This is a genomic window from Jiella pacifica, from assembly GCF_010500815.1.
Taxonomy (GTDB): domain Bacteria; phylum Pseudomonadota; class Alphaproteobacteria; order Rhizobiales; family Rhizobiaceae; genus Jiella; species Jiella pacifica.
In genome coordinates, this window is sequence record NZ_JAAAMG010000002.1 from 82,053 (window position 1) to 108,566 (window position 26,514).

Sequence of the window (26,514 nt, forward strand, 5' to 3'; positions counted from 1 at the left end):
TGACTGGATGAATGATATGAGCATTCGCTCAGTTTTTATACTCGCATTCCGATCGTGGACTTGTTTATGACCGATCATCGCCCTCGTCCCCGCAAACAGCCCATTCAAGAGCGGGCACAAGCTACCGTCGCTGCGCTTGTCGAGGCGGCTGCTCGCATTCTGGAGGAGAATGGACGCGCTGGATTCTCGACCAACGCGGTGGCCGAGCGTGCAGGCGTCAGCATCGGTTCGCTTTACCAATACTTTCCGAGCAAAGAGGCGCTGCTCAGCGCGCTCATCGTTCGTGAAACGAACCTGTTGATCGCCGAGGCCAAGACCGCACTGGACGAGCCGACCGGCCGGGCCGCTCTGACAAGGCTGATCCGGGCCTGCGTGGCGCATCAGTTGCGACGGCCGGCCCTCGCCCGGTTGTTGGACTTCGAAGAAGCGGTCCTGCCGAGAGATATCGAAACAGCAAGGGTTGCCGAAGAGTTTCGCCAGATCGGCTTATCGCTGTTCAGTCGACCAGACCTCACATCGCAGGAGCCGCCTCTCGTTGTGACGCAAGACGTGATGGCGATCATCAAGGGCATGATCGATGCAGCGGGCGAGCGAGGTGAGACCATCCAGATTGATCTGGCTGCACGTGTGGAGCGTGCAGTTCTCGGTTATCTCACGTACTCGTAGCTTATTTTTGCGGATGGCGGGTGGCAGGTAGCGAAGATAGTTGGACTACCGAATGGGACAGCAATGTCTGCTTTGATCGTCCCTGACCCTCAAGTTGCCCGACCGCTTTCCACCCACCCCGGTCGATCGCTTTGAAACACTTTCAGCCTATTCTCCCTCACGCGCCGCCCCTCGCCTCCCGCATCACTCCTCCAATCCGACCCCGCCCTCGATCCCGAGCCTCCTGATCTTGTCGTAGAGGCCCTTTCGGGAGATCTGCAGCGCCTCGTAGGTCGGCTTCAGCGCGCCGCCATTGCGGGCGAGCTCGGCCTCGATGACCGAGCGCTCGTAGGACGCAAGGCGATCGGCCAGGGAGCCGGAGGCGCCATTGCCGCCCGCTGCGACACCGGCGACCGCCCCCTGCCCTTCCTCCGCCTCGAAGCCCGGCCACATGCCGAGGACGAAGCGGTCGGCATAGTTCCTGAGTTCGCGGACGTTGCCCGGCCAGTCTTGTCGCATCAGCTGCATTTCCAGCGCGTGGCTCACCGCCGGGATCTCGCGGCGAAAGCGCGCTCGCGCTTCGCGGGCGAGGTGGAAGAACAGGAGCGGCACGTCCTCGCGGCGCTCCCGCAGGGGCGGGATGGTCAGGGTGACGACGTTGAGGCGGTAATAGAGGTCGAGCCGGAAGCGCCCGCCGAGGCCTGCCTCGGCGAGATCGGTCTTGGTCGCCGCGACGAAGCGGACGTCGAGCGGAATCGGCCGGTTGGAGCCGAGGCGTTCCACCGAGCGCGTCTCGATGGCGCGCAGCAGCTTGGCCTGCAGGTCGAACGGCATGGATTCGATCTCGTCGAGGAAGATCGTGCCGCGATTGGCATGTTCGAGCTTGCCGATCCGTTGCTTCGCCGCGCCCGTGAAGGCGCCGGGCTCGTGGCCGAACAGCTCGGATTCGATGATATCGGCCGGCAGGGCCGCGCAGTTGATGGCGACGAAATTGCCCTTCGCCCGGCCACCGCAATCGTGCAGCGCCCGCGCCACCACCTCCTTGCCGGTGCCGGTTTCGCCGAGGACGAGAACGTCGACGTCGGTGTCGGCGAGGGCATGGATCTGCTGGCGCAGCCGCTGGATGCCGGGCGTGCGGCCGACGAGGCGCCCGGCGAGCTCGTCGCCGCCGTCGAGGGTCGAGCGCAGGATGCGGTTCTCGAGGACCAGCCGGCGCTTTTCCAGGGCCCGCTCGGCGACGGCCATCAGCCGCGACACCGAGAACGGCTTCTCGATGAAGTCGTATGCCCCGGCGCGCATAGCATCGACGGCCATCTGCACGTCGCCATGGCCGGTGATCAGGATGACCGGCATTGTCGGGTCGATCGCCAGCGCCGCCTTCAGAAACGACAGGCCGTCCATGCCGGGCATGCGGATGTCGCTGACGATCACGGCGTAGGATTCGGTGCCGATCCGCGTCAGCACCTCCTCGGTGGTGCGATGGGGCGAGACGGCGAAGCCGCCGAGCTCCAGCCCCTGCTGCAGCGCGTGGCGCAGATCCTCGTCGTCCTCGATAAGGTGAACGACCGCCCGCTCGAAATCCTTCGCCACGAAACCCTCACTCCGCCGCTTGGCGCTCGGCCGCGGCCGCCCGCAGTGAGACGGCGAAAATGCAGCCGCCCTGCGGACCGTCGCGCAGCGCGATGCTGCCGCCAAAGTCCTTGGCGATGCTGTAGGCGATCGAGAGGCCGATGCCGATACCCGATCCCGTCTCCTTGGTGGTGAAGAACGGCTCGAACACGGCGCCGCCGATCTCCTCGGGAATGCCGGGACCGTTGTCGGAAACGAGCACGACGACGGTCTCACCGGCATCTTCGAGATCGACGCGGATCTCGGCGCCCGGGCGCCCGGCCAGCGCGTCGATGGCGTTGTTCGCCAGGTTCACGAAGATCTGCGACAGCCGCGTGCGGCCGCCGACGACGTCGACCGCCCGCAGCCGTTCGTCGACGACGAGCGCGACGCCTTCCTTGCGGGCGCGCGGACCGACCAGGATCATCGCCTCGTCGAGCACCGCCGCGAGCGGCACGGGCATGGTGCTCGTCCCCGGCTTGCGCGCGAAGGACAGGAGCGTGCGCGACAGTTCGGCCATCCGCTCCACCATCTGGCCGATGCGCTTCAGATTGTCGCCCGCGAGATCGCCCCGGCCACGGGCGAGAAACTCGCCGGCATTCTCGGCATAGGTGGCGATCGCCGCCAGCGGCTGGTTGAACTCGTGGCTGAGCGCCGCCGACATCTGGCCGAGGGCGGCCAGCTTGGCGGCCTGGACGAGATCGGCCTGGGCCTTGCGCAGCCGGTCCTCGGCCTGGCGCCGCTCGGCGATCTCCGAGGACAGCGAGCGGTTGGTGGCGTTGAGGGCGCGGGTGCGATCGCGCACCAGCCGTTCGAGCCGCAGCGCCGCAACCCGCTCGGCCCGCCGGCCGAGCACGGCGCGCTCGCGCCGCCAGACGACGAGGGCGACGAGCGCCGCCCCGAGAAGCGCCGCCAGCGCCGCAATCAGACCGCCTGTCAGCCGCGCTTCCATTACCGGCCGGGCGTCGGCGAGGACGTGCAGCCGCCAATCGAGCAACGGCAGGTCGCGAACGAGATCGAGATAGGGAATCGCCATGCTCCCGACCCTGAAGCGCCGTTCGGGCAGCCCGTCGTCGGCGATCTCATGCAGCGGCTTCAGCCGCCATCGCGGCTGATTGGTCAGGAAGATCGTCCCGGCGGGATCGGTCACGAAGATCGGGTTGGTCGACAGCGACCACGTCGCCTCGATCTCGTCGAAGCCGACATAGACGACGACGATGCCGATCAGCGTCAGGCCGGTTCGAACGCCCGAAGCGAATGCATAAGCGCGCTCGTCGCTGTCGATCGCGATGGCGGCGCGGCCAAGCCGGCCCTGGCGAACGGCTTCGATCAACGCCTCGCGGTCGGGCGAGCGGTCGAGGAAGAAGCCGTGGGCGGAGGCGAGCACGTCGCCATCGGGATAGAGGAAGGCGACGTCCTTGGCGCCGGAAAGGCTCGCCACCTCCCGCGCCTTCAACCGCGCACGCTCATGCTCGCCCGTATCCGGCTCCTGGCGAAACAGCCCGGCGACGTCCTGCTGGCGGGCGAGCAGCGGCGGCAGCAGCCGGTACTTGTCGAGAACGCCGGTCAGCGTCTCGCGCTGCACGGCGAGCGTCTCGACGGCTTCGCGCCCGACCGCGATCCGGGCGGCATCGGCCTGGATGCTGGCGACCAGCCAGATCGCCGTGAGGGACAGGCTCGCCACCACCAGCGCGGCGACCAGACGGACGCGCCGAAACCGCTCTCTGATGCCTCGCCTGCTCGCCATCGTCCCTCGACCGCCGTTGCCGGCGCGATCCTAGCGAAGAACGCCGCTCCGACACAGGCCCCCGGCGCCCTACGGCCTGAAGAAGCGGCCGGCCACACCCAGAAGCCAACGGTCGGAGCCACGCGGGCCGACGAGCGACAGTCCGAACGGCGCCCCGTCAAGGGTGCCCGCCGGGAAGACGACCTGTGGCAGGCGGGCCATGCCCGCGACGGCGAGGAGCTTCATCGCCTCGTGGCGGAAGGCGTCGAACACGGCGCGCTCGGCGTCGCGCCGGAACGGCGCGTCGTGCACCACCGGCGCCAGCAACACGCCGTCCGCGCCGAGGAGCGCGTCCATGGCGGCGGCGAAGGGCCCGCGCACGGCATTGGCGGCCGCCTCGTCCTCCTCGTTCAGCTGGCGCGCGAAGGCGACGCGTTCATCGAGCCCGGCGGCAAGCGGCATCCTCGTCGCGTCGATGAAGGGCAGGACGGAGCGCCTGGCATCGCAGCCCTGCAGGACCCGGAAGGCTTCATAAAGCGCCTCCGCCCCGCCGTCCGGATAGAGCGAGACCGGCTCCGCCCCGATCGCCCCGAAGACTGAATCGTAGATCGCCCGCTGTTCGGGACCGAGGCGGCCGACCATGTCGACGGGCATCAGCCAGCGCGGCCGCGCCGGCGCGTCGGCGGCATCCGGCCCGAGCAGGACCGCCGCCGCGCGCTCCAACGTGTCGGCGTCCCTCGCAAACAGCCCGGCGGTGTCGAAGCTCGCGGCGAGTTCCATACAGCCCGCGAGCGACACCCGCCCGTGGGTCGGCCGGATGCCCCACAATCCGCAGAAGCTCGCCGGCGCCCGCACCGAGCCGCCGGTGTCCGTGCCGATGCCGATATCGGCAAGCCCCGCGGCGACGGCCGCGGCCGAGCCCGAGGAGGATCCGCCGGGAATGCGGTCCGGCGCCGCCGGATTGATCGGCGCGCCGAAATGGGCGTTCAGCCCGTAGAGCGCCCAGGCGAGTTCGTCGGTATGGGTCTTGCCGACGAAGCGCGCGCCGGCGTCCAGAAGGGCTTGTACCGCGGGCGCGGTCTCGGTCTCGACCGCGCTCATGGCGAGCTTCAGCGGACATCCCCAGCTCGTCCGGTAGCCCTCGACCGCGAAGAGATCTTTGACCGCCAGACGCAGGCCCGTCAGTGGCCCTTCTGCGGCGGAAGGCACCGCGACCGGCGGATAGGGCATGAAGGCATGGACCGGATCGTCGTCGATGAGCATCGCAGGACAGTCTCTCACTGGAGGGAGGATGGGGATGGAAGGCGATGGACGCGCCAGGCGTCGGACTGCCGCAAGGGCCGGTCACCGCCCACCGTCGGCCTCGCCGCGAAATAGCCTCGGGAGTGCGTGCTCGAAGGTCTGCCGCCCGGCCTTCCAGCCGGCGATCGGCTGGGCGATGCGGCGCACCGCATCGACGGCGTCCACCGCATCGAGAACGAGGAGATCGGCCGGCGCGCCGACCGCCGGTGCCGACGGCCGCGACAGCCCGATGACCGAAGCGGCGCTCTCGCCGACCATGGAAAAGCTACGGGCGATCTCCTCGTTGGCGCCGATCTGCGCGACATTGGCGAAGAGATTGGCCATGCGGACCAGCGAGGCGTCGCCGAAGGGGGTGAAGGGATTGAGGACGTTGTTGGTGGCGACCGCCGTCCGGACGCCGGCGGCGGCGAGAAAGTCGGCCCGCGCCATGCCTCTCGGCGCAAGGCGGTCGGCGCCCCGGCCCATGAGATAGAGATCCGTCGCCGGCAGCACGACGACGCCGATATCCGCTTCGGCAAGTTGCTCCGCGAACTGGCGGAACCGCTCCGGGGCCATTGCCGAAAGCTTGCTGGCATGGCCGATCGAGACGCGGCCCTCAAGGCCTCGCCGACGGGTCGCAGCGATCAGGCCGGGAAGATCAGAGCCCTCCGGGTCGAGGTCGAAGTCGATGTGGAAGTCCGCCGGCACGGCGAAGCGCTCGGCGAGGTCGAGGATGAGATCGATGTGCCGGACCGGATCCGGATCGGTGTAGGGGCAGCCGCCGACGCTGGTGGCGCCCTGTTCGAGCGCGGCGATCAGGAGATCGTAGGTCGCCATTTCCTGGGTGAGCCCCTCCTGCGCGAAGGCGCAGAGGTCGAGGTCGATCATCGCCGCATAGTCGCGCTTCAGCTGGGTGAGCGCTTCAAAAGACGACAGGCCGACGCGCGGATCGGTCTCGACGAAGCTGCGCATCGCCATCGTCCCGTTGACGATCGCCGCGTGAAGCACCGTCTCGGCGCGGGCATAGACGTCCTCCTGTGTGAAGTCGGCCTTGGCCCCAGCGGTCAGCAAGACGGCTTCCTGCAGCGTCCCCTCGCAGATCGGGCAACGGCCGAGAATGCCGGCCTTGTCGAGATGGATGTGGGCGTCGACCAGACCCGTGCAGACGAAACGCCCATCCGCCGGACGCTCCGGCCCGCCCTGCGGCAAGGCTGCCTCGATTGCCACGATCCGACCGTTGAAAACGCCGATGTCGGCTGGTTCGCCGTGCCCGTCGATCCGGGCCTGCCTGAGGATGAAGTCGAACGTCGCCATCTTCTTCGCCCCCCCCCCGCCGGAAGCTCAGCCGAGCTCGAAGCTGGTAATGCCGAAGATCTCGTCGAGCGGCAAGGACGGCGGCATACCCGTCACCATTCGGGCCGTCTCGAAAACCGGCAGAAGCCCGCGGGACCTTGCCAGGCCGACGGCGGCGGCATTGGACTCGGGAACGTCGAGGACGACCGTCTCGCCGGACGGGGCCGTGCGAACCAGCGCGTCGAAGAGGCTAGCGGCGATCTCGGGCGACGCGGCGAAGAGCGGTCCGATCTTGAAGCCGACACGGCACGGACGGATGACGCCGTAGCCGGCCGGTGCGCCATCCGGCCGCTCGACGAGCCTGGCGACGTGTCCGGGCGTGGAAAGCCAAGCGGTAAGAAACACCGGCCGCGGGGTGCCGAAACGGGCGGCGTCGTAGCCGACGATGCGCTCGAAATCGCCCTGCGTCACCGGCCGCGTATCGTCGGGCGCCGCGATGACCCTCGGCACGGGGCCCTCGTATCGAACGTTGCGGTGCTGGAAGACGAAGCCGGATTTGGCGTAGTTCGCCTGCTGGTCGACGACGCCGTCGAGCCCCACCGAGCGCCCGGCGAGCCGCGCCATGCCGGCCTGCCAGAGTGCCCGTCCGATGCCGCGGCCGCGCAGCTCCGGCCGAACGATGTAAAAGCCGAGGAAGCCGTGAGTGTCGCCAAAGGCGACCACGGAGATCGAGGCGGCCGGCTCGCCGTCGAGAAAGGCCATCAGAAACCCGTCGGGATCGGCGGCACGAAAGGCTTCCGCATCGCACAGGCCGGGATTCCATCCCTCCCCCGCGGCCCATTCCACAGCAAGCGCGACCTCTGCCTCGCTCATCACGCGAATGTCGAGGCCGCCCGCTTCGCCCGTTCTCACGCGGGCTCCCTCGCCTGCGCGACCATGCCCTCGGGATAGGCAAATCCCTGGTGCTTGGTGCGCGGCGCGCCATAGCCGCCGCGCTTGGCGGTCTTCAGGCCGAGGGCCGCCGCCCCCTCCATCAGCTTGACCGCCGCCGAAACACCCTCGACCACCGGCACGCCGTGCTCCCGCGACAGCGCTGCGGCGAATTCGGCCATCCCGGCGCAGCCGAGCACGATCGCCTCGGCGCCGTCCTTCGTGATGGCGAGGGCGATCTCCTCGGAAATCTTCGCCATCGCCGCCTCCGGGTCGGCTTCGAGGGCGAGTACCGGCAGTTCCGATGCGCGCACGCTGGCGCAGAGCGAGGCGAGGCCGGCCCGAACGAGGTTGTCTTCGAGGATCGGCACGGAAACGGACAGGGTCGTGACCACCGAGAAACGCCGTGCCACCAATGTCGCCATCCGCGCAGCCGCCTCGCCGATGCCGATCACCGGGCACTCCAGCACCGAGCGCGCCGCTTCGAGGCCGGTGTCGTCGAAACAGGCGATGATGTGGGCATCGGCCCCGTCCCGCTCGGCGATGGCGAGGGCGTGCAGGAGGCCCGGCACGGCGAGCGCGCCGTCGACATGGCCCTCGATCGAGATCGGGCCGGCGTCGTTCTGATAGGCAAGGATTTCAGTGCCCCGCGCCGCCGCCTGGCGCGCCGCGAGGGCGATCGTATCGGTCATCGAGCGGGTGGAGTTCGGATTGACGATCGAGATCCGCAAGGGGCCTCCTCAGACGGCTGATGGTCCCATTCCGACATTCGCCGCCAAGGGTATCGAGCCCGCCGGCAAAGTCGCGACGAGGAAAGTCTTACGGCATCCGCACGATCTCGGGGCGGCGAATTTGTCACGCGGGCGATCCGATTTCGCCGACGCCAGGCCGACCGTTCATCCCGCCAAAGCACGCATCCGCCTGCGTCTCTGCAGGAGGACGAAGGCGGCGAGCGTGCCGAAGATCACTGTGAAGGACACCGCGGTGACCGAAGTCCCCAAGGCATAGATCTCCGGGGTGGTCACCGTCGTCGTCAGCGCGGCGAGTTCGAGCGGCAGGGTATTGGTCGAGCCCATGGCCTGGCTGGACCGGGCGATCTCGTCCCAGGACAGGGTGAAGCCGAACAGCGAAATGCCGATCAGGAAGGGCGCGATCATCGGCAGGATCACATATCTGAAACTCTGGAAGTTCGAAGCGCCGAGATCGCGCGCCGCCTCTTCGTAGCTCTTGTCGAGCCGGTTGAACACCGCGAACATGATCAGGAGGCCGAAGGGCAGCGTCCAGGACAGATGCGCCCCGAGGCCCGACGTGAACAGCCCCAGCGAATTGCCGCGCCGGGAGACGAGGCCGATGGAGGAGAGGAACGGCCGGAAGACGTCGTCGACGATGCGGAATTCCAGCGCGATGCCGAGCGATACGACGATCGACGGAACGATCAGGCTGGCGATGGCGACGTAGAACAGCGGCGTCGCGCCGAAGAACTTCTTGCGGAAGGCGAGCCCCGCCAGCACCGAGACGACGACGGTCAGCACCATCACCGTCAGCCCCAGCATCAGCGAGCGCCGGAAGGCGGTGCCGATGTCGACCGTGCCCCGCCCGCTCCATAGGCGCTCGAACCAGTAGAAGGAAAAGCCGTTCATCGGAAAGGTCAGGCCGCCCGAGGGTCCCTGGAAGGACAAGGTGAGGATCGTCACCACCGGCCCGTAGAGAAAGACGACGAACAGCGCGAAGAACACCGCCAGCGCATAGAAGGAGCGCGGCCGTCTCTCTTCGCGGTAAGCGGATCCCGCTGCCATCTGACTAGAGCTCCTTACGGATGTCGACGAGCCGCAGCATGCCCCAGATCGTCAGAAGCACCACGGCAAGCAGCACGATGGCGTTGGCGGCGGCGATCGGGAACTGCAGGAAGTTGATCTGGGTCTGGATGGTCTTGCCGACCGAGGCGATCTGCTGGCCGCCCATGATGCCGATGGTCAGATAGTCGCCGGTGACGATGGTGACGACGAAGATCGAACCGATCAGGATGCCCGGCTTGACCAGCGGGATGATGACGTTGGTCAGCGTCTGCCAGCCTGATGCCCCCGCGTCGTAGGCCGCCTCGATCAGCGCCCGGTCGATGCGCATCATCGAGTTGAAGATCGGCACCACCATGAACAGCGTGTAGAGGTGGACGAGCGCCAGCGCGACGGCGAAATCGGAATAGAGCAGCCATTCGATCGGCGCGTCGACGAGACCGATCGAGGCGAGCGTCTCGTTGACGAGGCCGTTGCGGCCGAGCAGCGGGATCCACGAGATCATCCGAATGACGTTCGAGGTCCAGAACGGGATGGTGCAGACCATGAAGAGCGCGATCTGCATCGGCAGGGTACGGATGTGGAAGGCCAGGAAATAGGCGACGGTGAAGCCGATGAAGAGCGTCACCGCCCAGACGATGGCGACGAATTTCAGCGTCGACAGATAGGTCGCGAAGGTGGTGCAGAGGCCCGACGAGCCCGAGAAGCAGCCATAGAAGACGTCCTGATAGTTCGACAGGACGAAGGCCGGCTCGATCGAATATTCGGTGTAGTTCCAGAACGAGACCACGAAGGTCGCGACCAGCGGCAGGACGAAGAACAGGAAGAAGACGAGCGCCAGCGGCGCGGCCTGGGCATAGGGTACCCAGGCCGGCGTCCAGCTCGTGCGGCGCTTTCTCGCGCCGCTCGAAACGCCTTTGTTGGCGTTGGACGCCCCGACCTGCGTCGCGGCATCCAGCCTCTGTGTCATGACCTCAGGCGGCAATGAACTCGTTCCACTTGCGGATCATGTAGATGTTCTCGTCCATGACGGCGTTCCAGCAGGCGACGGCGCCCATGCGCTCGTCGTAGGAGCCGCCGTCGCGGGTGGCGCCGGCCTTCTCCAGCAGCTTGCCGTCCGGCGACATGATGTCCTTCTCGGCCGCCTTGCCCTCGAACCAGTACGCCCATTCATAGGGCTCCATGGCTTCCTTGGTCGTCTCCAAGACGGCGGTGTAGTAGCCCTGCTTGGCGAGATGGGCGCCCGCCCAGCCGGAGAGGAACCAGTTGATGAACTCGTAGGCCGCGTCCTTCTCGCGCTCGCCGATCGCCACCGGGAGGCCGAAACCGGACGCCCAGGCGCGGTAGCCTTCCTTCAGCGGCTGATACTTGCACTCGATGCCCTGGGTGCGCACCGCCGTCACCGCCGGCGACCACATCGACTGGATGACGACTTCGCCGGAGGCCATCAGGTTGACGCTCTCGTTGAAGTCCGTCCAGAAGGCGCGGAACTGGCCGTTGCGCTTGGCCTCGATGAGAACCGCGATGGTCTTGTCGATCTCCTCGCGGGTCATGTTGCCCTTGTCGCCATAGGTCATGTCGCCGCGGGCTTCGATGGCCATCGCCGCGTCCATGATGCCGATCGAGGGGATGTTGAGCGTCGCCGCCTTGCCCTTGAACTTCGGATCGAGCAGCGAGGCCCAGCTCGACACCTCGCCGTCGATGAGGTCCGGCCGGATGCCCAGCGTGTCGGCGTTGTAGGTGGTCGGGATGAGAGTGAGGAAGCCGGTTTCCTCGCCGGCGAACTCCGTCGCCTCTTCGTCGGGCAGATAGAGCACTTCCGTCGGCGCGGTGCCGTCCAGGCCGACCTTCTTGCCGTTGACGGTGCCGTTGCGGATCACCGAGGCGATCTTGTCCGACAGCGTGATCTTCGAGGCGTCGAGGCCCATGATGTTGCCGGAGGGCAGGAGCTTCGGCAGGGCGAAATACTCGGTGTCAACGAGGTCGAAGGAGTTCGGCTGGGTGATGACGCGCTTGGCGACGTCGTCCGTCGTCACGGCGATGTATTCGATCTTGATGCCGAGATCCTCGCCGGCCTTGGCGGCGATGGCCGGCGACTGGTTCACCGCCGTCGACAGATAGCGAAGCGTCACGGGCTCCTGGGCGATCGCCGGAAAGCCGGTGACCTTGGTGACGACGCCGGCGCCGGCGAGCGCGGCCGAGGCTTTCAGGATCGACCGGCGGGTGATGCCGCCGCGGGTTTCCTTCAGGATGGTCATGGTTCGGGCTCCTCCGTGTTGAACGATGTGGACTTGTGAAGGGTTGGGCGGTCAGGCCGCCAGTTCGTGCCGGTCGGCCGGCTGCCAGGCGACCGCGACGACGTCGCCGACCTTCACCGGCGAGCGGTCGAATTCTGCTTCCGCCAGCGTCGCCAGAAGCTCGGTGCCGTCCTTGCGGGTCATCGCGACATGGACGGTCATGCCCTGATACTCGACATCGGTGACCGTCGCTGTGTTGGCGGCCTGTGGAGGCGTCGCCGCGACGAGCTTCAGCCGGTCCGCTCTGACGGCATAGTTCCGGCCGCCTTCCGGCACGATGTTGTGGCCGCCCATGAATCTGGCGACGAAGGTCGTTCTCGGCGCGTTGAAGACCTCGCGTGGCGAACCGACCTGCTCGATCCGCCCGTCGTTCATCACCACCACCATGTCGGCGAGCGCCATCGCCTCCTCCTGGCTGTGGGTGACGTGGATGAAGGAAATGCCGAATTCGCGCTGGTAGCGCTTCAGCTCGGCGCGCATGCGGATCCTGAGAAACGGATCGAGCGCCGACAGCGGCTCGTCGAGGAGCAACACCGTCGGATTGGTGACGAGGGCCCTGGCAAGCGCGACGCGCTGCTGCTGGCCGCCGGAAAGCTGGCTCGGCAGGCGTTCGCCATATTTCGCCATGTCGACGAGGTCGAGCAACTCGTCGGCGCGGCGCAGCCGCTCGGCCTTGCCGATCCCCGCCATCTTCAGGGAGAAGGCGACGTTGTCGCGCACCGACAGATGCGGAAACAGCGCGTAGTTCTGGAACATCATCGCCGTGCCGCGCTTGGCCGGCGGCAGGTCGTTGACCACCGTGTCACCGATCATCACGTCGCCGGCGGAGATGAATTCGTGGCCGGCGATCATCCGCAGCGTCGAGGACTTGCCGCAGCCCGACGGCCCGAGCAGGCAGCAATAGGTGCCGGCGGGGATCTTCAGCGACACGGCATCGACGGCGACCGTCTCGCCATAGGCCTTGGTGACAGCGGCAAGTTCGAGAGCGGCGGCTTGATTCGGCAAGGCATGACTTTCGCGGTTGACGTTACGCGAAAGAGTGATGCAACGGCCGTGCCAACCCGCGGGGATCAGACCCTGCCGCTTTTCTCCGCAAGGCCGGACGCCCGTCCCCGAGCGAAAATGCTCAAAATTCAGGCACGGCGAGAAGAAAGCCGGCAGGCCCCGAGGCATGAGCAAAGTGACCTCCGGGACCAAGGCATCCCGGAGACCTCAATTTGCCCGCGACCGGCTTTCGTAGATCCGCGCAAGTTCGATCAGGTCCGCCTCGCGGCCGTGCGGCGCGATGATCTGTACGCCGGTCGAGAGTCCGTCGCGCAGGCCGGCGGGAAGTGCCAGGACCGGGCAACCCGAAAGGGTTCCGAGGGCGACGCACTCCATCCAACGGTGGTAGCTGTCCATCGGTCGGCCAGCGACCATCTGCGGCCAGCGCCAGCCGATCGGGAACGGCCAGACCTGTGCTGCGGGCAGAGCCAGGAAGTCGAAGCGTCGAAACAGATCGAGCAGCCGCAGATGCAGGGCCGTGCGGGTCTCATAGGCCCGGTGCAGGTCGACCGCCGACCGGGTACGACCGGCCTCGATCTCCCACTGCATCTCGGGCTTCAGGAGCGCGCGCTTGGCCGGCTCGTCATAAAGCGGCCCGTAACGCATGGCGAGCGCGGCCTGCCGCTGCAGGACGAAGCTCTGCCACAGCCGCTCCGGCTCGAAGTCGAGGTCGGCGGGCATCGTCTCGGCGCCGGGAATTCGCGCCACGGCCGAGAGGGCTGTCTCGCGGATGCCCTCTTCCATGGCGAGATGGCCGCCGAGATCGCCGAGCCAGCCGATGCGCACCGGCCGGTCCTGCGTCAGACGCGGTTCATCGAGGCTGGCGAGACCGAAGGACAGCGGCTGGCGCGGATCGGCGCCAGCTTGCACCGCAAGCAGCAGCGCCAGATCCTCGGCGCTGCGCGCCATCGGGCCGTCGGTCGCCAGTTGCGCCTCGAAGACGCTGCCCGCCGGCAGGCTCGGCACCCGGCCAAAGGACGGGCGCAGGCCGTAGACGTTGTTGAAGGCGGCCGGATTGCGCAGGGAGCCGCCCATGTCGGAGCCGTCGGCGATGGGCACCATCCGCGTCGCCAGCGCCACCGCCGCCCCGCCGGAGGAGCCGCCCGCCGAGCGCGTCGGATCGAAGGCGTTGCCGGTCGCGCCGAAGACCTCGTTGAAGCTGTGGGAGCCGAGCCCGAATTCGGGGGTGTTGGTCTTGCCGGTGACGATCGCGCCGGCGGCTCTGATGCGGGCCGTGGAGATCCCGTCCTCGTCCGGCACGTGGTCGCGGAAGAGCGGCGAGCCGAAGGTGGTGGTCAGCCCCTTCGTGGGGGAAAGGTCCTTGATCGCCACGGGCAGGCCGAAGAGCGGGCCGACTGTCGCCCCAGCCGCACGTTCGGCGTCCTTGCGCGCGGCGTCGGCCAGAATATCCGCCCGCGGGCGCAGGGAGACGATGGCGTTGTGGACCGGATTGACCGCCTCGATCCGGTCGAGAAAGGCGGTGACCACCTCGACGACCGAAACCTCCCCCGCCCCGATCGCGCGAACGAGATCTCCGGCGGACATCGCGCAGATGGCAGGAATGTCGCCCTCGGGCGCCCGCAACGATCCGGCGACAGCGAAGGGCGGCAGGACGCCGCCCTTCGCCGCCGTCTCCTCCGACATGTCGCCCGAAAGCGTCACGGCCGCGCCCCGGCGAGGAGAGGAAGAGCGCCCATCAGTCGAGCTCCGCCAGAAGACCGGCGATCAGCCGGCCGCGCGAGGCGAGGCTGTCCACCTCGATATGCTCGTCCAGCGTATGGACGTTCGCGCCGACGACGCCGAGGCCGTCGAGGGTCGGCAAGCCCATCGCGCCGGTGAAGTTGCCGTCCGAGCCGCCGCCTTCCGAGGCGTGGGAGAGCGGGAAGCCAAGGTCGCCGGCGATACGCTTCGCCCGCTCGAACAGCTCCATCGTCCCCTCGCTCGCCTCCCAGACGGGCCGGACGACGCTCTTCTCCACCAGGAAGCCGGTGCCGTCCGCCTGCCGCCGATCGAAGGCCATCAGCCGCGCCGCGCCGCGGTCGAGATCCTCCTGGCGCTTGGCCATCGACAGGCATTCCGCCCGGCACACCGTCGGCACGCAGTTCACCCACTGCCCGCCATGGACGACGGAAACGGAGAAGGTGCAGTCGTCGTCGGTCATGTCCTCGATGGCGAGGAGTTCCCTGGCCATCATCTTCACCGCCGACTGCCCCGCCTTCAGCGCCGCGCCGGCATGGCTCGGCCGGCCCATCGCCGTCAGATGATAGCGGGCGATGGCGTAGCGGCCGGTGACGACGGTGTTGCGGCCCCAGGCGGGCTCGGGAACGAGGACGTATTTGTGCTTTTGCGCCTCCGCCTCGATCAGCGCCCGGGTTCCCGGCGTGCCGATCTCCTCGTCGGAAGTCAGAAGCACATGCACCGGCAGCGGCGTCTTGACGCCCATGTCGGCCAGCGCCTTCACCGCGCTGATGGCGGCGAAGTTGCCGCCCTTCATGTCGCAGATGCCCGGCCCCCAGCAGCGGTTGCCCTCCCGCTTGAACGGCAGCTTCTCCAGCGTGCCGAGCGGATGCACCGTGTCGAGATGGCCGATGATGAGGATGCCCGGCTCGCCGGTTCGCTCATGCGGAAAGGCGGCTCTGGCGCAGTCGCCGAGGCCTTCGGGACCGGGGATCACCTCGACCGAAAAGCCGAGATCCTCCATGTCCTCAGCCGCCATCGCCGTCATCTTGTCCACCGAGGGCTTGTCATAGGTCGGGCTTTCCAGCTCGACCCAGCGCTTTAGCCCGTTCAGCATCGCCTCCGCATCGAGCGGCACGGCATTCACGTCGATCGTCATTTCAGTCCTCGTTTCGTCGGTTCATCAGGCTGTGCAAGGTGGCGGGTGCGGGCTTTCCGGTGGAAGCGGGTGGACACTTGTTTGGCCGGCGGCGACTTGTACTGAAGGGCTTTGCAGCCCCTCCAGATCGTCATTCTCGGGCCCCGTCCCGAGAATCCAAGGGCGGTTGCCGCGACTCTGGATGACGCGACGCCCATCCAAACGGAAGCAAAAGGCGCCCTGCGATTCCTGGATTCTCGGGACGGCGCCCGAGAATGACGAAGCGTCGAGCGTCGCAGCCTTCTGGAAGAACCTTGCGCAGAAATCCGCCGCCCAAGCCCATTCCACCGACACCGTCACCCCGCCGCCCGCATTTCCCCGTCCGCGCGGCCCCCTCGCCCTTCGAGGCCGCCTTTGGCGGCACCTCCGGATGAGGGGGACTGGTCACTTTGCGCCACGTTTGCGCCGACAGGTGCATTCGCAAGGCTCCGGCTCTCTCGTCACCCCGCCAGCCGCATCTCGGCGACCCGCGCGAGCAGGCTCGCACCGATGGGCAGGATCTCGTCGTCGAGGATGAAGCCCGGATTGTGCAGCGGCACGGTGCCGCCGTGGCCGACCCAGCAATAGGCGCCGGGCACGGCCTTCAACATGTCGGCGAAATCCTCGCTGCCCATGGTCGGGCGTGGCTCGGTGATGACGCCGGCCGCGCCGACGACGTCGACCGCCGCCTGACGCAGGGCGTTGGTCGAGGCGGGGTCGTTGTCGAGCACCGAGAAGATCTCGCGGATGTCGACGTCGATCTGGCAGTCGAAGCTCGACGCCACGCCTGCCGTGATCTCCCGCAGCCGGCGGCGGACGAGTTCGCCCACCTCGTCGTGGAAGAAGCGGATCGTGCCGGCGAGATGGGCCTCTTCGGGAATCACATTGTAGGCCGAGCCGGCATTCATCCTGGTGATCGACAGGACGGCTGGCTTCAGCGGCTCGACGTTGCGGCTGACGATGGTCTGCAGGCTCTGCGCCAATGCCATCGAAATGACGATGGCGTCCTTGGAATTATGCGGCATCGCCGCATGGCTGCCACGCGCCTTGATGTGGATGTCGAAGAAGCTGGCGCCGGCCATCGCCTTGCCGGGAAACACCGCGACCTGGCCGAGCTCGAGATCGGGCATGTTGTGGATGCCGTAGATCTCGTCGCAGGGAAAGCGCTCGAACAGCCGGTCGGCGATCATCGCGCGGGCGCCGCCGAGCCCCTCCTCCGCCGGCTGGAAGACGAAGGTGATCGTGCCCTTGAAGTCGCGCTTGGCCGCCAGATAGCGCGCCGCGCCGAGGAGCATCGTCGTGTGGCCGTCATGACCGCAGCCATGGAAGCGCCCGGCATTGGTCGAGCGGTAGGGAAGGTTCGTCAACTCGTCCATCGGCAGGGCGTCCATGTCGGCGCGAAGGCCGATCGTCCGCCCCTCCCCGCCGGTCCCTCTCAGAATGCCGACGACGCCGGTCCCGCCGATGCCGGTATGAACCTCGTCGAAGCCGTAGGCTTCCAGCGCCTCGGCGACGATGCCGGCGGTGCGGACCTCCTCGAAGCCGATCTCCGGATGGGCATGGAGATCGCGCCGGATCGCCGTCAGATCGGTGGCGAAGCTCTTGATCTCGGGAATGATGGTCATCTTGGTCTCCTTGCGGGCGTCGGCACCGCGCCCGGCTTCGATGCGGTTAATCGGCAGAAGCGACGACCGGCCCCTCGGGGCTGAGATCGACGCCGGGCCGGAGCTTTGTGAAATCGAGCGACGCCGGCGACAGCGGCATCGGGCCGGGCGCCGTCGCGACCAGGATGGTCTCGGCGATCGGCGCGAAGTCGGCGCGGAAATGCACCGAACTCTTGACCACCAGGATCGCCTGGGCTTCGGGCTCGATGTCGACGAAGCGGAACATCTCGCGGTCGGCCATCTGTGCCTTCTGCGAGCCGACGACGACGCTGACGCCGCCGATCGTCAGGCAGGCCGAAAGCCCCAGTCGCATGCGCGCCCCGCCATAGAAGGCGCCGGGCGCGACGAAGGCGCCGTCCGAGAGGGCGGCAACCTCGAATTCGGCCTCGAAGGGCGCGTCGCCGGGGATCTGCGACCCGCCGCCGAGCGCCAGCCGCAGGCGTGCGCCGACGCCTGCCTCATGCGCGGCCCGTGCGGCGGCCGGATCGACGATGACGCCGATCGCCGCTCGGGTTGCGCCCGCCTCGACGAGAGCGCGCAGCATGCCGGTCGTATCGGAATCGCCGCCGGCGCCGGGATTGTCCTGGGTGTCGGCGATGACGACGGGTTTTTCCGCAATCCCGGCGATCCGCATCGCCTCGCGCACGGCATCGAGCGGCGCATAGGACTTGCCGGCGAAGGCGGGCCTAGCCGCCTCGATCCGGCGGGCGATGTCGTCGGCCGCAGTGTCGGCGACGACTTGCGTCTCACCATAGGCGAGGACGGAGGGGCCGCAATCGGCGATGTCGGCGGCGGGAAAGCCGCAGAGGAATGACACGGAGGCGACCGGGCCGGTCTCGATCTCCGGCAGCGCGCCGTAGATCCCGGCATTGGGCTCCATGACCGTCGACTGCCAGGCGATCGGGATCAGGAAGTCGATCTGGCGGAACGCTTTCGCGTGGCGTTCGCCGCCGAGGAGCCTTGCGAGGTGAACCGCCGTGCGCCGGCCGGTCTCGGCCATGTCGACATGGGGATAGGTCCGGTAGGCGATCAGGGCGTCGGCCGCCTCGACCATTCGGGCGGTGACGTTGCCATGCAGATCGAGGCTGGCAACCAGCGGCACGTCGGGGCCGATGAGGCTGCGCACACGGGCGAGAAGTTCGCCCTCCCCGTCGTCGCAATGGTCCGTGACCATCGCCCCGTGCAGGTCGAGATAGACGCCGTCGAGGGGAAGCGCGGCCTTAATCCCGTCGAGAATGCGCGCCGAAATCGTCTCGAAGGCGTCCTCGGTGACATGAGCCGACGGGCTGGCCGCGCACCACAGCGTCGGCTGGAGCGCCCAGCCCTGCCGCCCGGCCTCTTCGATGAAGCCGCAGAGGCCCATATTGACGTCGCGCAGCCCCTCGAAGACGGCGGGTCCCTCGACCATCGCCGGCCAGCCGCCGCCATGCTCGAAGGCGTCGAGCCCGGCTTTCGTCGGGGCGAAGGTGTTGGTCTCGTGCATGAAGCCGCCCACCGCGATCCGCGGGGCGCCCGCCCGTTCGACGATGCCTGTCATTCCATCGCCTCGATGCTGCCGGGCCCGCCGGGAGCGAGCGGGCGAAAATTCGGGAAATCCCAGTGCCTGCCGGGCGCGGCCTCGATCAGCTGGCGCGTATAGGCCTCGCGCGGATGGCCGAGCACCTCGGCCGTCGGTCCGTATTCGACGACCCGGCCGTGCTGCATCACCACCACCTCGTCGCAGATCTGGGCGGCGACCCTGAGATCGTGGGTGATGAAGAGCAGGGCGACGCCAAGCCTCGTCTGGATCTCGTCGAGGAGGTCGAGCACCTGCGCCTGCACCGAGACGTCGAGGGCCGACACCGCCTCGTCGGCGACGAGGACGTCGGGCTCCATGGCGAGCGCCCGGGCGATGGCGATGCGCTGGCGCTGGCCGCCGGAGAACTGGTGCGGATGGCGGTCGACCGCGTCAGGGGGAAGGCCGACGAGTTGCAGAAGCTCCTTCGCCCGCTCGCGCGCCGCCTTGGGCGCGGTTCCGTAGTTGATCGGACCCTCGGTGATGCTGTCGCCGACGGTGAGGCGTGGATTGAGCGAGCGGTTCGGATCCTGGAAGATCATCTGGATGCGCTTGCGCATCGGCCGCAGCGCCCCGCGCGACAGGCCGACGATCTCCTCGCCGCGCAGGCGGATGCTGCCTGCGGTCGGATCGATCAGCCTCATCACGCAGCGCGCCACCGTGGACTTGCCGGAGCCGCTCTCGCCGACGACGCCGAGGGTCCGCCCGCGGGTGAGTGTGAGATTGACGTCCGTCGCCGCGACGGTGCCCTGGCGCTTGCGAAACAGCGAGGGCTGGCGGTAGACCATGCCGAGTTCGGAAGTCGACAGCACGACCTCGCGCGACGTTGCCGCCCGCCCCTCGCGCGGATGCAGCGCCGGCACCGAGGCGAGGAGGTCGCGGGTGTAATCGCGCTGCGGCGTCTCCAGGATCCGCTGGATCGGCCCCTCCTCGACGATCTCGCCGTGGCGCATGACATAGACCCGCGTCGCGATATCGGCGACGACGCCCATGTCGTGGGTGATGAACAGGACGGAGGTGCCGAGCCGCTCCTGGATCTCGGCGATCAGCCGCAGGATCTCTTTCTGCGTCGTCACGTCGAGCGCCGTCGTCGGCTCGTCGGCGATGAGGAGCTTCGGCTCGAGGACGAGCGCCATGGCGATCATCACCCGCTGGCGCTGGCCGCCGGACAGCTGGTGCGGATAGGAGCGGCACATGCGCTCGACGTCCGGCAGCTTGACCAGCTCCAGAATGCTGCGGATGCGGTCGCGGCGCTCCTTCGCCCCCATCTGCGAATGGGCGCTGAGAACCTCCTCCAGCTGGCTCTCGATCGTCAGAACCGGGTTGAGCGCCGTCATCGGCTCCTGGAAGATCATCGACATGCGCGTCGCCCGCAGCTGCCGCAGCCGCGCGGGCCTGGCGGTGAGGACGTCCTCGCCCTCGACCAGGATGCGCCCCGAACGGGCGACGAGCGCGCCCTTGGGCAGAAGCCCCATGGTCGCCAGCGACGTCACCGACTTGCCGGAGCCGCTCTCGCCGACGAGGCAGACCGTCTCGCCCGGCGCCACCCGGAGCGACACGCCACCGAGGATCGTCGCCGGATTTCGCCCGCCTGTCTCGACGACGAGGTCCTCGACGACGAGAACGTCACCGGTCTTCTCTGCAGCGTTCGTCGATGCGCTCATCACCCGTTCCTCCCCTTGCCGAGCCGCGGGTCCATGACGTCGCGCGCGGTGTCGCCGAGGATGTTGATCGACAGGATGCAGAGCGACAGGAACAGGCCGGGCCAGAAGATGAGGCCAGGCTTCAGCTGGAAGTAGAGCCGGCCCTCGGACATGATGTTGCCCCAGGACGGCGTCTCGGTGCCGATGCCGGCGCCGAGGAAGGACAGGATCGCTTCCGTCAGGATCGCCGAGGCACAGACATAGGTGCCCTGGACGATCAGTGGTGCGATGGTGTTCGGCGTCAGATGCCGCCACATGATCTTGATGAGGCTGGAGCCGACGGCGATCGCCGCCTCCACATAGGGCTCCTCGCGCGCCGACAGGACGACGGAGCGAACGAGCCGCACCACCCGTGGAATCTCCGGAATGGTGATGGCGACGAGGACGGTCCAGAGGCTGGAGCCGGCGAGGGAGACGATGGCGATGGCGAGCAGGATCGACGGGATCGCCATCAGCCCGTCCATGATCCGCATCAGGACCGCGTCGACCCAGCGGAAGAAGCCGGCGAGAAGCCCGAGCGGCAGGCCGACGAGAACGGCGACGAAGGCCGCACCGAGACCGACGATCAGCGAGATCTGCGCGCCGTAGAGCGTGCGCGAGAAGACGTCGCGGCCGTAGGGGTCAGTGCCGAAGGGATGCGCCCAACTCGCCGGCGCCAGCCGCTCCATCGGGTTCATCGCGATCGGATCGTAGGGCGCGAGCAGCGGCGCGAGGATCGCCGCCGCGACGATCACGGCAAGGCAGATCGCCGCGAGTGTCGGGGCGAAACGCAGGCGGGAGACCTCGATCTTCGGCAGGAATCGTTGCCGGATGACGGGTTCGGCCGCAGCAAGGGTCGCTTTGTCGGCCATCAGTAGCGGATCCTCGGGTCCATGAAGGCGTAGGATATGTCGATCAACAGGTTGATGACGACGTAGATGCCGCTGGTCAGAAGGATGAGCGCCTGGATCACCGGATAGTCGCGCGCCAGGATCGCGTCGACGGTCAGCCGCCCGAGGCCGGGAATGTTGAAGACGCTTTCGGTGACGACGACGCCGGAGATCATCAACGCGAAGCCGGTGCCGACGACGGTCAGAATCGGCACCGCGGCGTTGCGCAGCGCGTGGCGGAACAGGACGACCCGCTCGGAAAGGCCCTTGGCCCGGGCGGTCCGCACATAGTCCTCGCCGAGAACGTCGAGCATGGCGGCACGGGTCATGCGGGCGATCAGCGCGATGTAGATCGTCGCCAGCGTCAGGGCCGGCAGGAATATTCGCGAGAAGAACGGCCACAGCCCCTCGCTGATGCTCTTGAAGCCCTGCACCGGAAAGATCCGCAGATCGATGGCGAAGATCTGGATGAAGATGTAGCCGGTGACGAAGACCGGGATCGAGAAGCCGAGGACCGAGACGGCCATCACCGCGCTGTCGGTCAGGCTGCCGTGGCGCCAGGCCGCCAGGACGCCCATCGGGATCGACAGGACCAGCGTGATGATCATCGTGACGATCGCAAGGCTCAGCGTCGGCTCCAGTCGCTGGCCGATCAGCGTCAGCACCGGCGTCCGCGAGATCAGCGAGCGGCCGAAGTCGCCGCTGAGGAGCTGCCCGCTCCAGGTGACGAACTGCGTCACCAGCGGCTCGTTGAGGCCGAGGCTCTGGCGGATCTGATCGAGCTGCGCGGGCGTCGCCATGTCACCGGCGATGATTGCAGCGGGATCGCCGGGCGTCAGTCGCAGCAACAGGAAGACGAACAGGGCGACGACGATCATCACCGGGACGGAGGCGAGGATGCGGCGGGCGATATAGGCGAACATAGGTCGAGCCTCGCGGCAGGCGGGTCGGCGTGGCGCCGACGAACATTCGCCCCGGCCGGCCGATTTGGCGGCCGGGGCAGATTTCGAATGCGGGCGGTCAGTCGGCCGCCTTCTCGACGTTCCAGAACACCGGAACCGGCATCTTCAGCATGCCGCTCAGGGAATTGCGGGACGTCGAGGGGATCGTGTACTCGCCGACCGGGATGTAGTTCACCACCTCGTAGGCATGGGCCTGGATGTCTGCGGCGATCGTCTTGCGCGTCTCTTCGTCACTCGCCTGGGCGAACTTCGTGCGCATCTCATCGAGCTCCGGATCGTTCGGCCAGCCGAACCAGGCCGCCTCCTTGCCGCCGCCGTTGAGCATCGGATTGTTGATCGGGCTCCACACCTCGGGGATGATCCAGTTGGTGAAGAACATGTTCCAGCCGCCCTCGGCGACGCCCGCCTGGCTCGCCCGCCGCGTCACCAGCGTCTGCCAGTCCATCGGCTGCATGTCGACGGTGAAGCCGCCCTGGCGCAACAGCTGCGCGGCGACGACGGGCTGCGGGGCGATCGACGGAACGTCCGTCGGCTGCATCAGGACGATGGGGGTTCCGTCGTAGCCCGCCTCCTCCAGCATCGCCTTGGCCTTGTCGGGCTGGGGGCCGGACATGATCGGCTCGGAGCCGGCATCCGTCGCGAAGGGGGTGCCGCAGCCATACATCGAGCCGCAGCTCTTCATGTATTCCGCATTGCCGACCAGCGCCGCGAGGATCGGCTCCTGGCCGAGCGCGGTCATCGCCGCCTGGCGGATCTTCACGTTGTCGAAGGGCGGGTTCAGCCAGTTGAGCCGCGCCATGGTCTGGTAGCCGAGGGGGCTGAGCACCTCGACCGTCAGCTCCGGATTGGCCTGAAGCAGCGGCAGGAGGTCGATCGGCGTCTGCTCGATGAAGTCGATCTCGCCGCCATTGATGGCGTTCACGGCGGTCTGGACGTCGGGCATCACGACCCAGGTCACTTTGTCGACCTTGACCACCTTGCCGCCGGCGGTCCAGCTCGGCGGCTCGTCGCGCGGCACGTAGTCCTCGTTCTTCTCGTAGACGGCACGCACGCCCGGCTCGAACTCGGCCTCGACGAACTTGAACGGGCCGGACCCGGTATAGTCGGTGATCGATTCTCCCGCCGGCGTCTTGGCGACGCGCTCCGGCATGATGAAGGTCGGAAGGCCCGAGGGTTTGGCCATCAGCTCGAGCACGTAGGAGAACGGCTCGGAGAGCTTCAGGACGAAGGTCTTGTCGCCGGTCGGCTCCAGGCTCTCCACCGACTTGAACATCATCTGCGCGCCGCCGTCGCGCTCGCCCCAGCGCTTCAGCGAGGCGACCGCGTCCGCGGAGGTGACCGGCCCACCGTCATGCCACTTCAGCCCGTCGCGCAGGGTGAAGGTGTAGGTCAGCCCGTCGTCGGAGACTTCCCAGGACGCCATCTGCGGCTGCGGCTTCAGGTTCTCGTCCATGCCGAGCAGCGTGTCGTAGATCATGTAGCCGTGGTTGCGGGTGATATGCGCGGTGGTGATCACCGGGTCGAGGACGCGGATGCCGGAATGCATGACGGCGCGGATCTCCTGGGCGTCGACCGGCGCGGCGACGAAGCCGGACAGGGCGACGACGGAAGCCAGCAGCGCCGATCGGACGAGCCGTGACGGCTTGAAGGCGGAAGCGTTGGCGAGGAAGGACATGCGAGCGTCTCCGGTTGAACGAGCGAGGAACCCAGGAAGCAGCGGCATAGATTAGCGCATTGCGCCAATCATTTGTGGATTGAGATATCGTAGGAACACGACTAGGATTCAGTCAACCGTTTTGAATGATCAAATAGTGTGCAGTGCAACAATGCCGTCGGAAACGAGCAAGCGAAGCGACACCCACTTCGTCGCGTCGCTCGAAAAGGCGATGCGGGTGCTCGAAGCTTTCGGCTCGGACCGGCCGCGCATGGGACTGACCGAGCTCGCGCATGTCACCGGCCTCGACCGAAGCAGCGTGCAGCGGGTGACGACGACCTTCCACCGGCTCGGCTATCTCGACAAGGATCCGGCGACGCGCCGCTTCAGCCCGTCGATCCGCATGACCGAACTCGCCAACGCCTATCTCTGGTCGGACGAACTGGTGCACCGGGCGATGCCCCGGCTGATCGATCTGCGGCAGGCACTGGGCGAGACGATCAACTTCTCCCGCCTGAGCGGCTCCGACATCGTCTACACCGTCCGCCTGCCGAGCGCCCGCACCAGCTATGCGGCGATGATCGCCGGCCGCCGCGTACCGGCCCTCAACACGTCCAGCGGCCGGGTGATGCTGGCCCAGCGCAGCCCGGAAGAACGCCTCGCCTGCATCCGCGAATGGCCGATGCGCCGCTTCACCGCCGACACCCTCATGAGCCGGGACACCGTACGCGATCTCGTCGAGGAGGCGGCCGAGACTGGCTATTCGATTGCGGAGAACGAACTTCAGATGAACGAACTCGCCGTCGCCGTCGCCGTCGACCGTTCCGGTGGCGGCGGCGCCATTCACTGTTCGGTCAGCGCGACCTTATGGAGCCGCGAGCGACTGACACGGGAAGTGGTTCCGCGGCTGCGCGACGCCGCCAACGGCATCGGCTGAGCCGCGCCTCGATCCCTGTTGCATCCGCTTCGACGGAACTGCCTCGCCCCTTTCGAAACTGCCGACCGAAGAGCGTCTCCCTTGAGCAATTTCTCCAAAGCCCGGACCGTCCGCAAGCCGGCCACGATCTCGAAACACGGCATCGTGGCGGCGCAGCATCGGCGTGCTGCCGAAATCGGCGCCGAGGTGCTGGCAGCGGGTGGCGACGCCCTCGATGCCGCGACCGCCGTTTCCTTCGCCATCGGGGCTCTCGAACCCTGGATGAGCGGGCCGGCCGGCGGCGGGGCGATGATGGTCTGGCGGGCTGGCGAGGCTCGTCCCTACGCGGTCTCTTACGGCATGCGGGCGCCGCGGGGGCTCGACCCGCGCGACTTTCCGCTCTCCGGCGAAGGCGTCGCCGGCGATCTCTTCCCGTGGAAGCGGGTGGTGGGGGACCGCAACCTCGAAGGCGCCACCGCCGTCGCCGTGCCCGGTGTCGTCGACGGCATCGGCATCGCCCATGGCCGCTGGGGGCGTATGCCCTGGGGCGATCTGGTGCGCCCGGCCGCCGCCCTCGCCCGCGAGGGATTGTCGGTTGACTGGTACGCCGGCCTCATCATCGCCTCCGCCGCCCGGGCGCTCGCCCGCGACCCAGATGCGGCGGCGTTGTTTTTGGAGGACGGGATCTTCCCGCCGGTCGGCGCCTGGACGGCGCTGACCGAGATCCGCTTGCCATTCGCCCGAATGGCCGACACGCTGGAGGCGATTGCCGCCAATGGCCCGCGCGAGATGCATGACGGCGACGTCGCCCGAGCCCTCGCCGCCGACGTCGCCGCCAAGGGCGGCTCGCTGCGCTACGAGGACCTTGCCGGCTATCGCGCCACCATTGAGGAGCCGCTATCCTTTGGCGCCTTCGAGGGCAGATTTCACGTCACCCCGACGCTCACCGCCGGGCCGACCTTCGCCGATACGTTTTCCCGTCTGGAGGCGGGGCTGGAGGCGCTCGGGCCGGAGCCCAGCGAAGGCGAACGGCTCGCCGCCATGGCAACGGCCCTATCCGGCGCCTACGCGGACCGTCTGACCCGGATGGGCGATCACGAAAGCCCGGCGGCCCCCGGCTCGACGACGCATTTCTCGATCGTCGACCGAGACGGCAACATGGTGGCGATGACGCAGACGCTGCTGTCGGCCTTTGGCTCGAAGGTTGTCTCGCCCTCGACCGGTCTGCTCCTGAACAACGGCATCATGTGGTTCGACCCTGAACAGGGGCGGCCGAACTCGCTCCAGCCCGGCAAACGCTGCCTGATGAACGTCTGCCCGGTGATCGGCGAAATCGGCGACCGGCGCTTTGCGGTCGGGGCCTCGGGCGGGCGAAAAATCCTGCCGGCCGTCGCGCAACTGTCCCACCGGCTGCTGGCGCTCGGCGAGGACATCGAAACCGCCTTCCACGGCCCGCGCATCGACGTCTCCGGCGGCACCACGATCATCGCGGACGAGGCGCTGCCGGGCGAGGTGCTGCAGCATCTCGCGGCGAGCTTTCAGGTCCGCACGGCCGAGCGCCTGCCCTTCCCCTACGCCTTCGCCTGCCCGGCCGGGGTGATGCGGGAGGGATCCGTGAACTCGGGCGCGAGCGAACCCTCCTCGCCCTGGGGCGACGCCGTCGCCGCGACGGCCTGACGCCGGAATCCCGAGCCGGCGACGGGCCTGCCCGGGTGCGAAG

21 protein-coding genes are annotated in these 26,514 nt (G+C 67.8%); 3 read left to right on the forward strand and 18 right to left on the reverse strand.

The features are described from left to right. The first annotated feature begins 66 nt into the window (after positions 1 to 66). Entirely contained in the window at positions 67 to 666 is a 600-nt protein-coding gene (locus GTK09_RS03140; protein ID WP_163461054.1) for a TetR/AcrR family transcriptional regulator, read from the forward strand. A 183-nt stretch (positions 667 to 849) separates the two neighbouring features. Here the strand turns inward: GTK09_RS03140 and GTK09_RS03145 are convergent, their stop codons facing one another. The 18 genes from GTK09_RS03145 to GTK09_RS03230 form a co-directional block, all read right to left on the reverse strand. Next, positions 850 to 2,235, reverse strand: coding sequence for a sigma-54-dependent transcriptional regulator (locus GTK09_RS03145; RefSeq protein ID WP_163461055.1), 1,386 nt, complete (start codon positions 2,233 to 2,235; stop codon positions 850 to 852). Between the two features lie 7 nt (positions 2,236 to 2,242). After that, a complete protein-coding gene (locus GTK09_RS03150; protein ID WP_163461056.1) occupies positions 2,243 to 4,000 on the reverse strand; it encodes a sensor histidine kinase in 1,758 nt (585 codons plus the stop codon). Positions 4,001 to 4,069: 69 nt separating this feature from the next. Further along, a complete protein-coding gene (locus tag GTK09_RS03155) occupies positions 4,070 to 5,242 on the reverse strand; it encodes an amidase (protein WP_163461057.1) in 1,173 nt (390 codons plus the stop codon). Positions 5,243 to 5,323: 81 nt separating this feature from the next. Further along, positions 5,324 to 6,574 (reverse strand): amidohydrolase family protein, encoded by a 1,251-nt coding sequence (locus GTK09_RS03160; RefSeq protein ID WP_163461058.1) that lies wholly within the window; start codon positions 6,572 to 6,574, stop codon positions 5,324 to 5,326. A gap of 27 nt (positions 6,575 to 6,601) precedes the next feature. After that, positions 6,602 to 7,465 (reverse strand): GNAT family N-acetyltransferase, encoded by an 864-nt coding sequence (locus tag GTK09_RS03165; protein ID WP_312869590.1) that lies wholly within the window; start codon positions 7,463 to 7,465, stop codon positions 6,602 to 6,604. Further along, on the reverse strand, positions 7,462 to 8,214 hold the full coding sequence (locus GTK09_RS03170) for an aspartate/glutamate racemase family protein (protein ID WP_163461059.1): 753 nt from the start codon (positions 8,212 to 8,214) through the stop codon (positions 7,462 to 7,464). The genes GTK09_RS03165 and GTK09_RS03170 overlap by 4 nt, the downstream gene beginning before the upstream one ends. Before the next feature lie 165 nt (positions 8,215 to 8,379). Further along, positions 8,380 to 9,279, reverse strand: a complete 900-nt coding sequence (locus GTK09_RS03175) for an ABC transporter permease (RefSeq protein ID WP_163461060.1) — start codon at positions 9,277 to 9,279, stop codon at positions 8,380 to 8,382. 4 nt (positions 9,280 to 9,283) lie between these two features. Continuing rightward, positions 9,284 to 10,246 (reverse strand): ABC transporter permease, encoded by a 963-nt coding sequence (locus tag GTK09_RS03180; RefSeq protein WP_163461061.1) that lies wholly within the window; start codon positions 10,244 to 10,246, stop codon positions 9,284 to 9,286. Positions 10,247 to 10,250: 4 nt separating this feature from the next. Continuing rightward, a complete protein-coding gene (locus GTK09_RS03185) occupies positions 10,251 to 11,534 on the reverse strand; it encodes an ABC transporter substrate-binding protein (RefSeq protein ID WP_163461062.1) in 1,284 nt (427 codons plus the stop codon). A gap of 51 nt (positions 11,535 to 11,585) precedes the next feature. Beyond that, entirely contained in the window at positions 11,586 to 12,578 is a 993-nt protein-coding gene (locus GTK09_RS03190; RefSeq protein WP_163461063.1) for an ABC transporter ATP-binding protein, read from the reverse strand. A gap of 207 nt (positions 12,579 to 12,785) precedes the next feature. Continuing rightward, positions 12,786 to 14,279: an amidase gene (locus tag GTK09_RS03195; RefSeq protein WP_312869594.1), complete on the reverse strand. Its 1,494-nt coding sequence runs from the start codon at positions 14,277 to 14,279 to the stop codon at positions 12,786 to 12,788. 34 nt (positions 14,280 to 14,313) lie between these two features. Next, complete coding sequence (locus GTK09_RS03200) at positions 14,314 to 15,453, reverse strand: M20/M25/M40 family metallo-hydrolase (RefSeq protein ID WP_203560872.1); 1,140 nt, start codon at positions 15,451 to 15,453, stop codon at positions 14,314 to 14,316. Between the two features lie 479 nt (positions 15,454 to 15,932). Next, positions 15,933 to 17,096, reverse strand: coding sequence for a M20 aminoacylase family protein (locus tag GTK09_RS03205; protein ID WP_163461064.1), 1,164 nt, complete (start codon positions 17,094 to 17,096; stop codon positions 15,933 to 15,935). A 46-nt stretch (positions 17,097 to 17,142) separates the two neighbouring features. Beyond that, a complete protein-coding gene (locus GTK09_RS03210; protein WP_163461065.1) occupies positions 17,143 to 18,672 on the reverse strand; it encodes a M81 family metallopeptidase in 1,530 nt (509 codons plus the stop codon). Continuing rightward, positions 18,669 to 20,354 (reverse strand): ABC transporter ATP-binding protein, encoded by a 1,686-nt coding sequence (locus GTK09_RS03215; RefSeq protein ID WP_163461066.1) that lies wholly within the window; start codon positions 20,352 to 20,354, stop codon positions 18,669 to 18,671. The genes GTK09_RS03210 and GTK09_RS03215 overlap by 4 nt, the downstream gene beginning before the upstream one ends. Continuing rightward, positions 20,354 to 21,244 (reverse strand): ABC transporter permease, encoded by an 891-nt coding sequence (locus GTK09_RS03220; RefSeq protein ID WP_163461067.1) that lies wholly within the window; start codon positions 21,242 to 21,244, stop codon positions 20,354 to 20,356. The genes GTK09_RS03215 and GTK09_RS03220 overlap by 1 nt, the downstream gene beginning before the upstream one ends. After that, the gene (locus GTK09_RS03225; protein WP_163461068.1) at positions 21,244 to 22,185 is read right to left on the reverse strand and encodes an ABC transporter permease; all 942 of its coding nucleotides are present in this window, start codon (positions 22,183 to 22,185) and stop codon (positions 21,244 to 21,246) included. The genes GTK09_RS03220 and GTK09_RS03225 overlap by 1 nt, the downstream gene beginning before the upstream one ends. 97 nt (positions 22,186 to 22,282) lie before the next feature. Next, entirely contained in the window at positions 22,283 to 23,899 is a 1,617-nt protein-coding gene (locus GTK09_RS03230) for an ABC transporter substrate-binding protein (protein WP_163461069.1), read from the reverse strand. A 151-nt stretch (positions 23,900 to 24,050) separates the two neighbouring features. Between GTK09_RS03230 and GTK09_RS03235 the strand changes: the two genes are divergently transcribed. Together GTK09_RS03235 and GTK09_RS03240 are read left to right on the forward strand one after the other, a co-directional pair. Beyond that, entirely contained in the window at positions 24,051 to 24,815 is a 765-nt protein-coding gene (locus GTK09_RS03235) for an IclR family transcriptional regulator (protein ID WP_163461070.1), read from the forward strand. Between the two features lie 81 nt (positions 24,816 to 24,896). Next, positions 24,897 to 26,471 carry a gamma-glutamyltransferase gene (locus GTK09_RS03240; RefSeq protein WP_163461071.1) on the forward strand — a complete coding sequence of 525 codons (1,575 nt, stop codon included), beginning with the start codon at positions 24,897 to 24,899 and terminating at the stop codon, positions 26,469 to 26,471. The last annotated feature ends 43 nt before the right edge of the window (positions 26,472 to 26,514 follow it).

What these genes read in the sequence shown, in the direction of transcription:
- GTK09_RS03140 (WP_163461054.1), top strand. Translation starts at nt 67, where the DNA reads ATGACCGATCATCGCCCTCGTCCCCGCAAACAGCCCATTCAAGAGCGG.
- GTK09_RS03150 (WP_163461056.1), bottom strand. Translation starts at nt 4,000, where the DNA reads ATGGCGAGCAGGCGAGGCATCAGAGAGCGGTTTCGGCGCGTCCGTCTG.
- GTK09_RS03155 (WP_163461057.1), bottom strand. Translation starts at nt 5,242, where the DNA reads ATGCTCATCGACGACGATCCGGTCCATGCCTTCATGCCCTATCCGCCG.
- GTK09_RS03160 (WP_163461058.1), bottom strand. Translation starts at nt 6,574, where the DNA reads ATGGCGACGTTCGACTTCATCCTCAGGCAGGCCCGGATCGACGGGCAC.
- GTK09_RS03175 (WP_163461060.1), bottom strand. Translation starts at nt 9,279, where the DNA reads ATGGCAGCGGGATCCGCTTACCGCGAAGAGAGACGGCCGCGCTCCTTC.
- GTK09_RS03180 (WP_163461061.1), bottom strand. Translation starts at nt 10,246, where the DNA reads ATGACACAGAGGCTGGATGCCGCGACGCAGGTCGGGGCGTCCAACGCC.
- GTK09_RS03185 (WP_163461062.1), bottom strand. Translation starts at nt 11,534, where the DNA reads ATGACCATCCTGAAGGAAACCCGCGGCGGCATCACCCGCCGGTCGATC.
- GTK09_RS03200 (WP_203560872.1), bottom strand. Translation starts at nt 15,453, where the DNA reads ATGACGATCGACGTGAATGCCGTGCCGCTCGATGCGGAGGCGATGCTG.
- GTK09_RS03205 (WP_163461064.1), bottom strand. Translation starts at nt 17,096, where the DNA reads ATGACCATCATTCCCGAGATCAAGAGCTTCGCCACCGATCTGACGGCG.
- GTK09_RS03210 (WP_163461065.1), bottom strand. Translation starts at nt 18,672, where the DNA reads ATGACAGGCATCGTCGAACGGGCGGGCGCCCCGCGGATCGCGGTGGGC.
- GTK09_RS03215 (WP_163461066.1), bottom strand. Translation starts at nt 20,354, where the DNA reads ATGAGCGCATCGACGAACGCTGCAGAGAAGACCGGTGACGTTCTCGTC.
- GTK09_RS03220 (WP_163461067.1), bottom strand. Translation starts at nt 21,244, where the DNA reads ATGGCCGACAAAGCGACCCTTGCTGCGGCCGAACCCGTCATCCGGCAA.
- GTK09_RS03225 (WP_163461068.1), bottom strand. Translation starts at nt 22,185, where the DNA reads ATGTTCGCCTATATCGCCCGCCGCATCCTCGCCTCCGTCCCGGTGATG.
- GTK09_RS03230 (WP_163461069.1), bottom strand. Translation starts at nt 23,899, where the DNA reads ATGTCCTTCCTCGCCAACGCTTCCGCCTTCAAGCCGTCACGGCTCGTC.
- GTK09_RS03235 (WP_163461070.1), top strand. Translation starts at nt 24,051, where the DNA reads ATGCCGTCGGAAACGAGCAAGCGAAGCGACACCCACTTCGTCGCGTCG.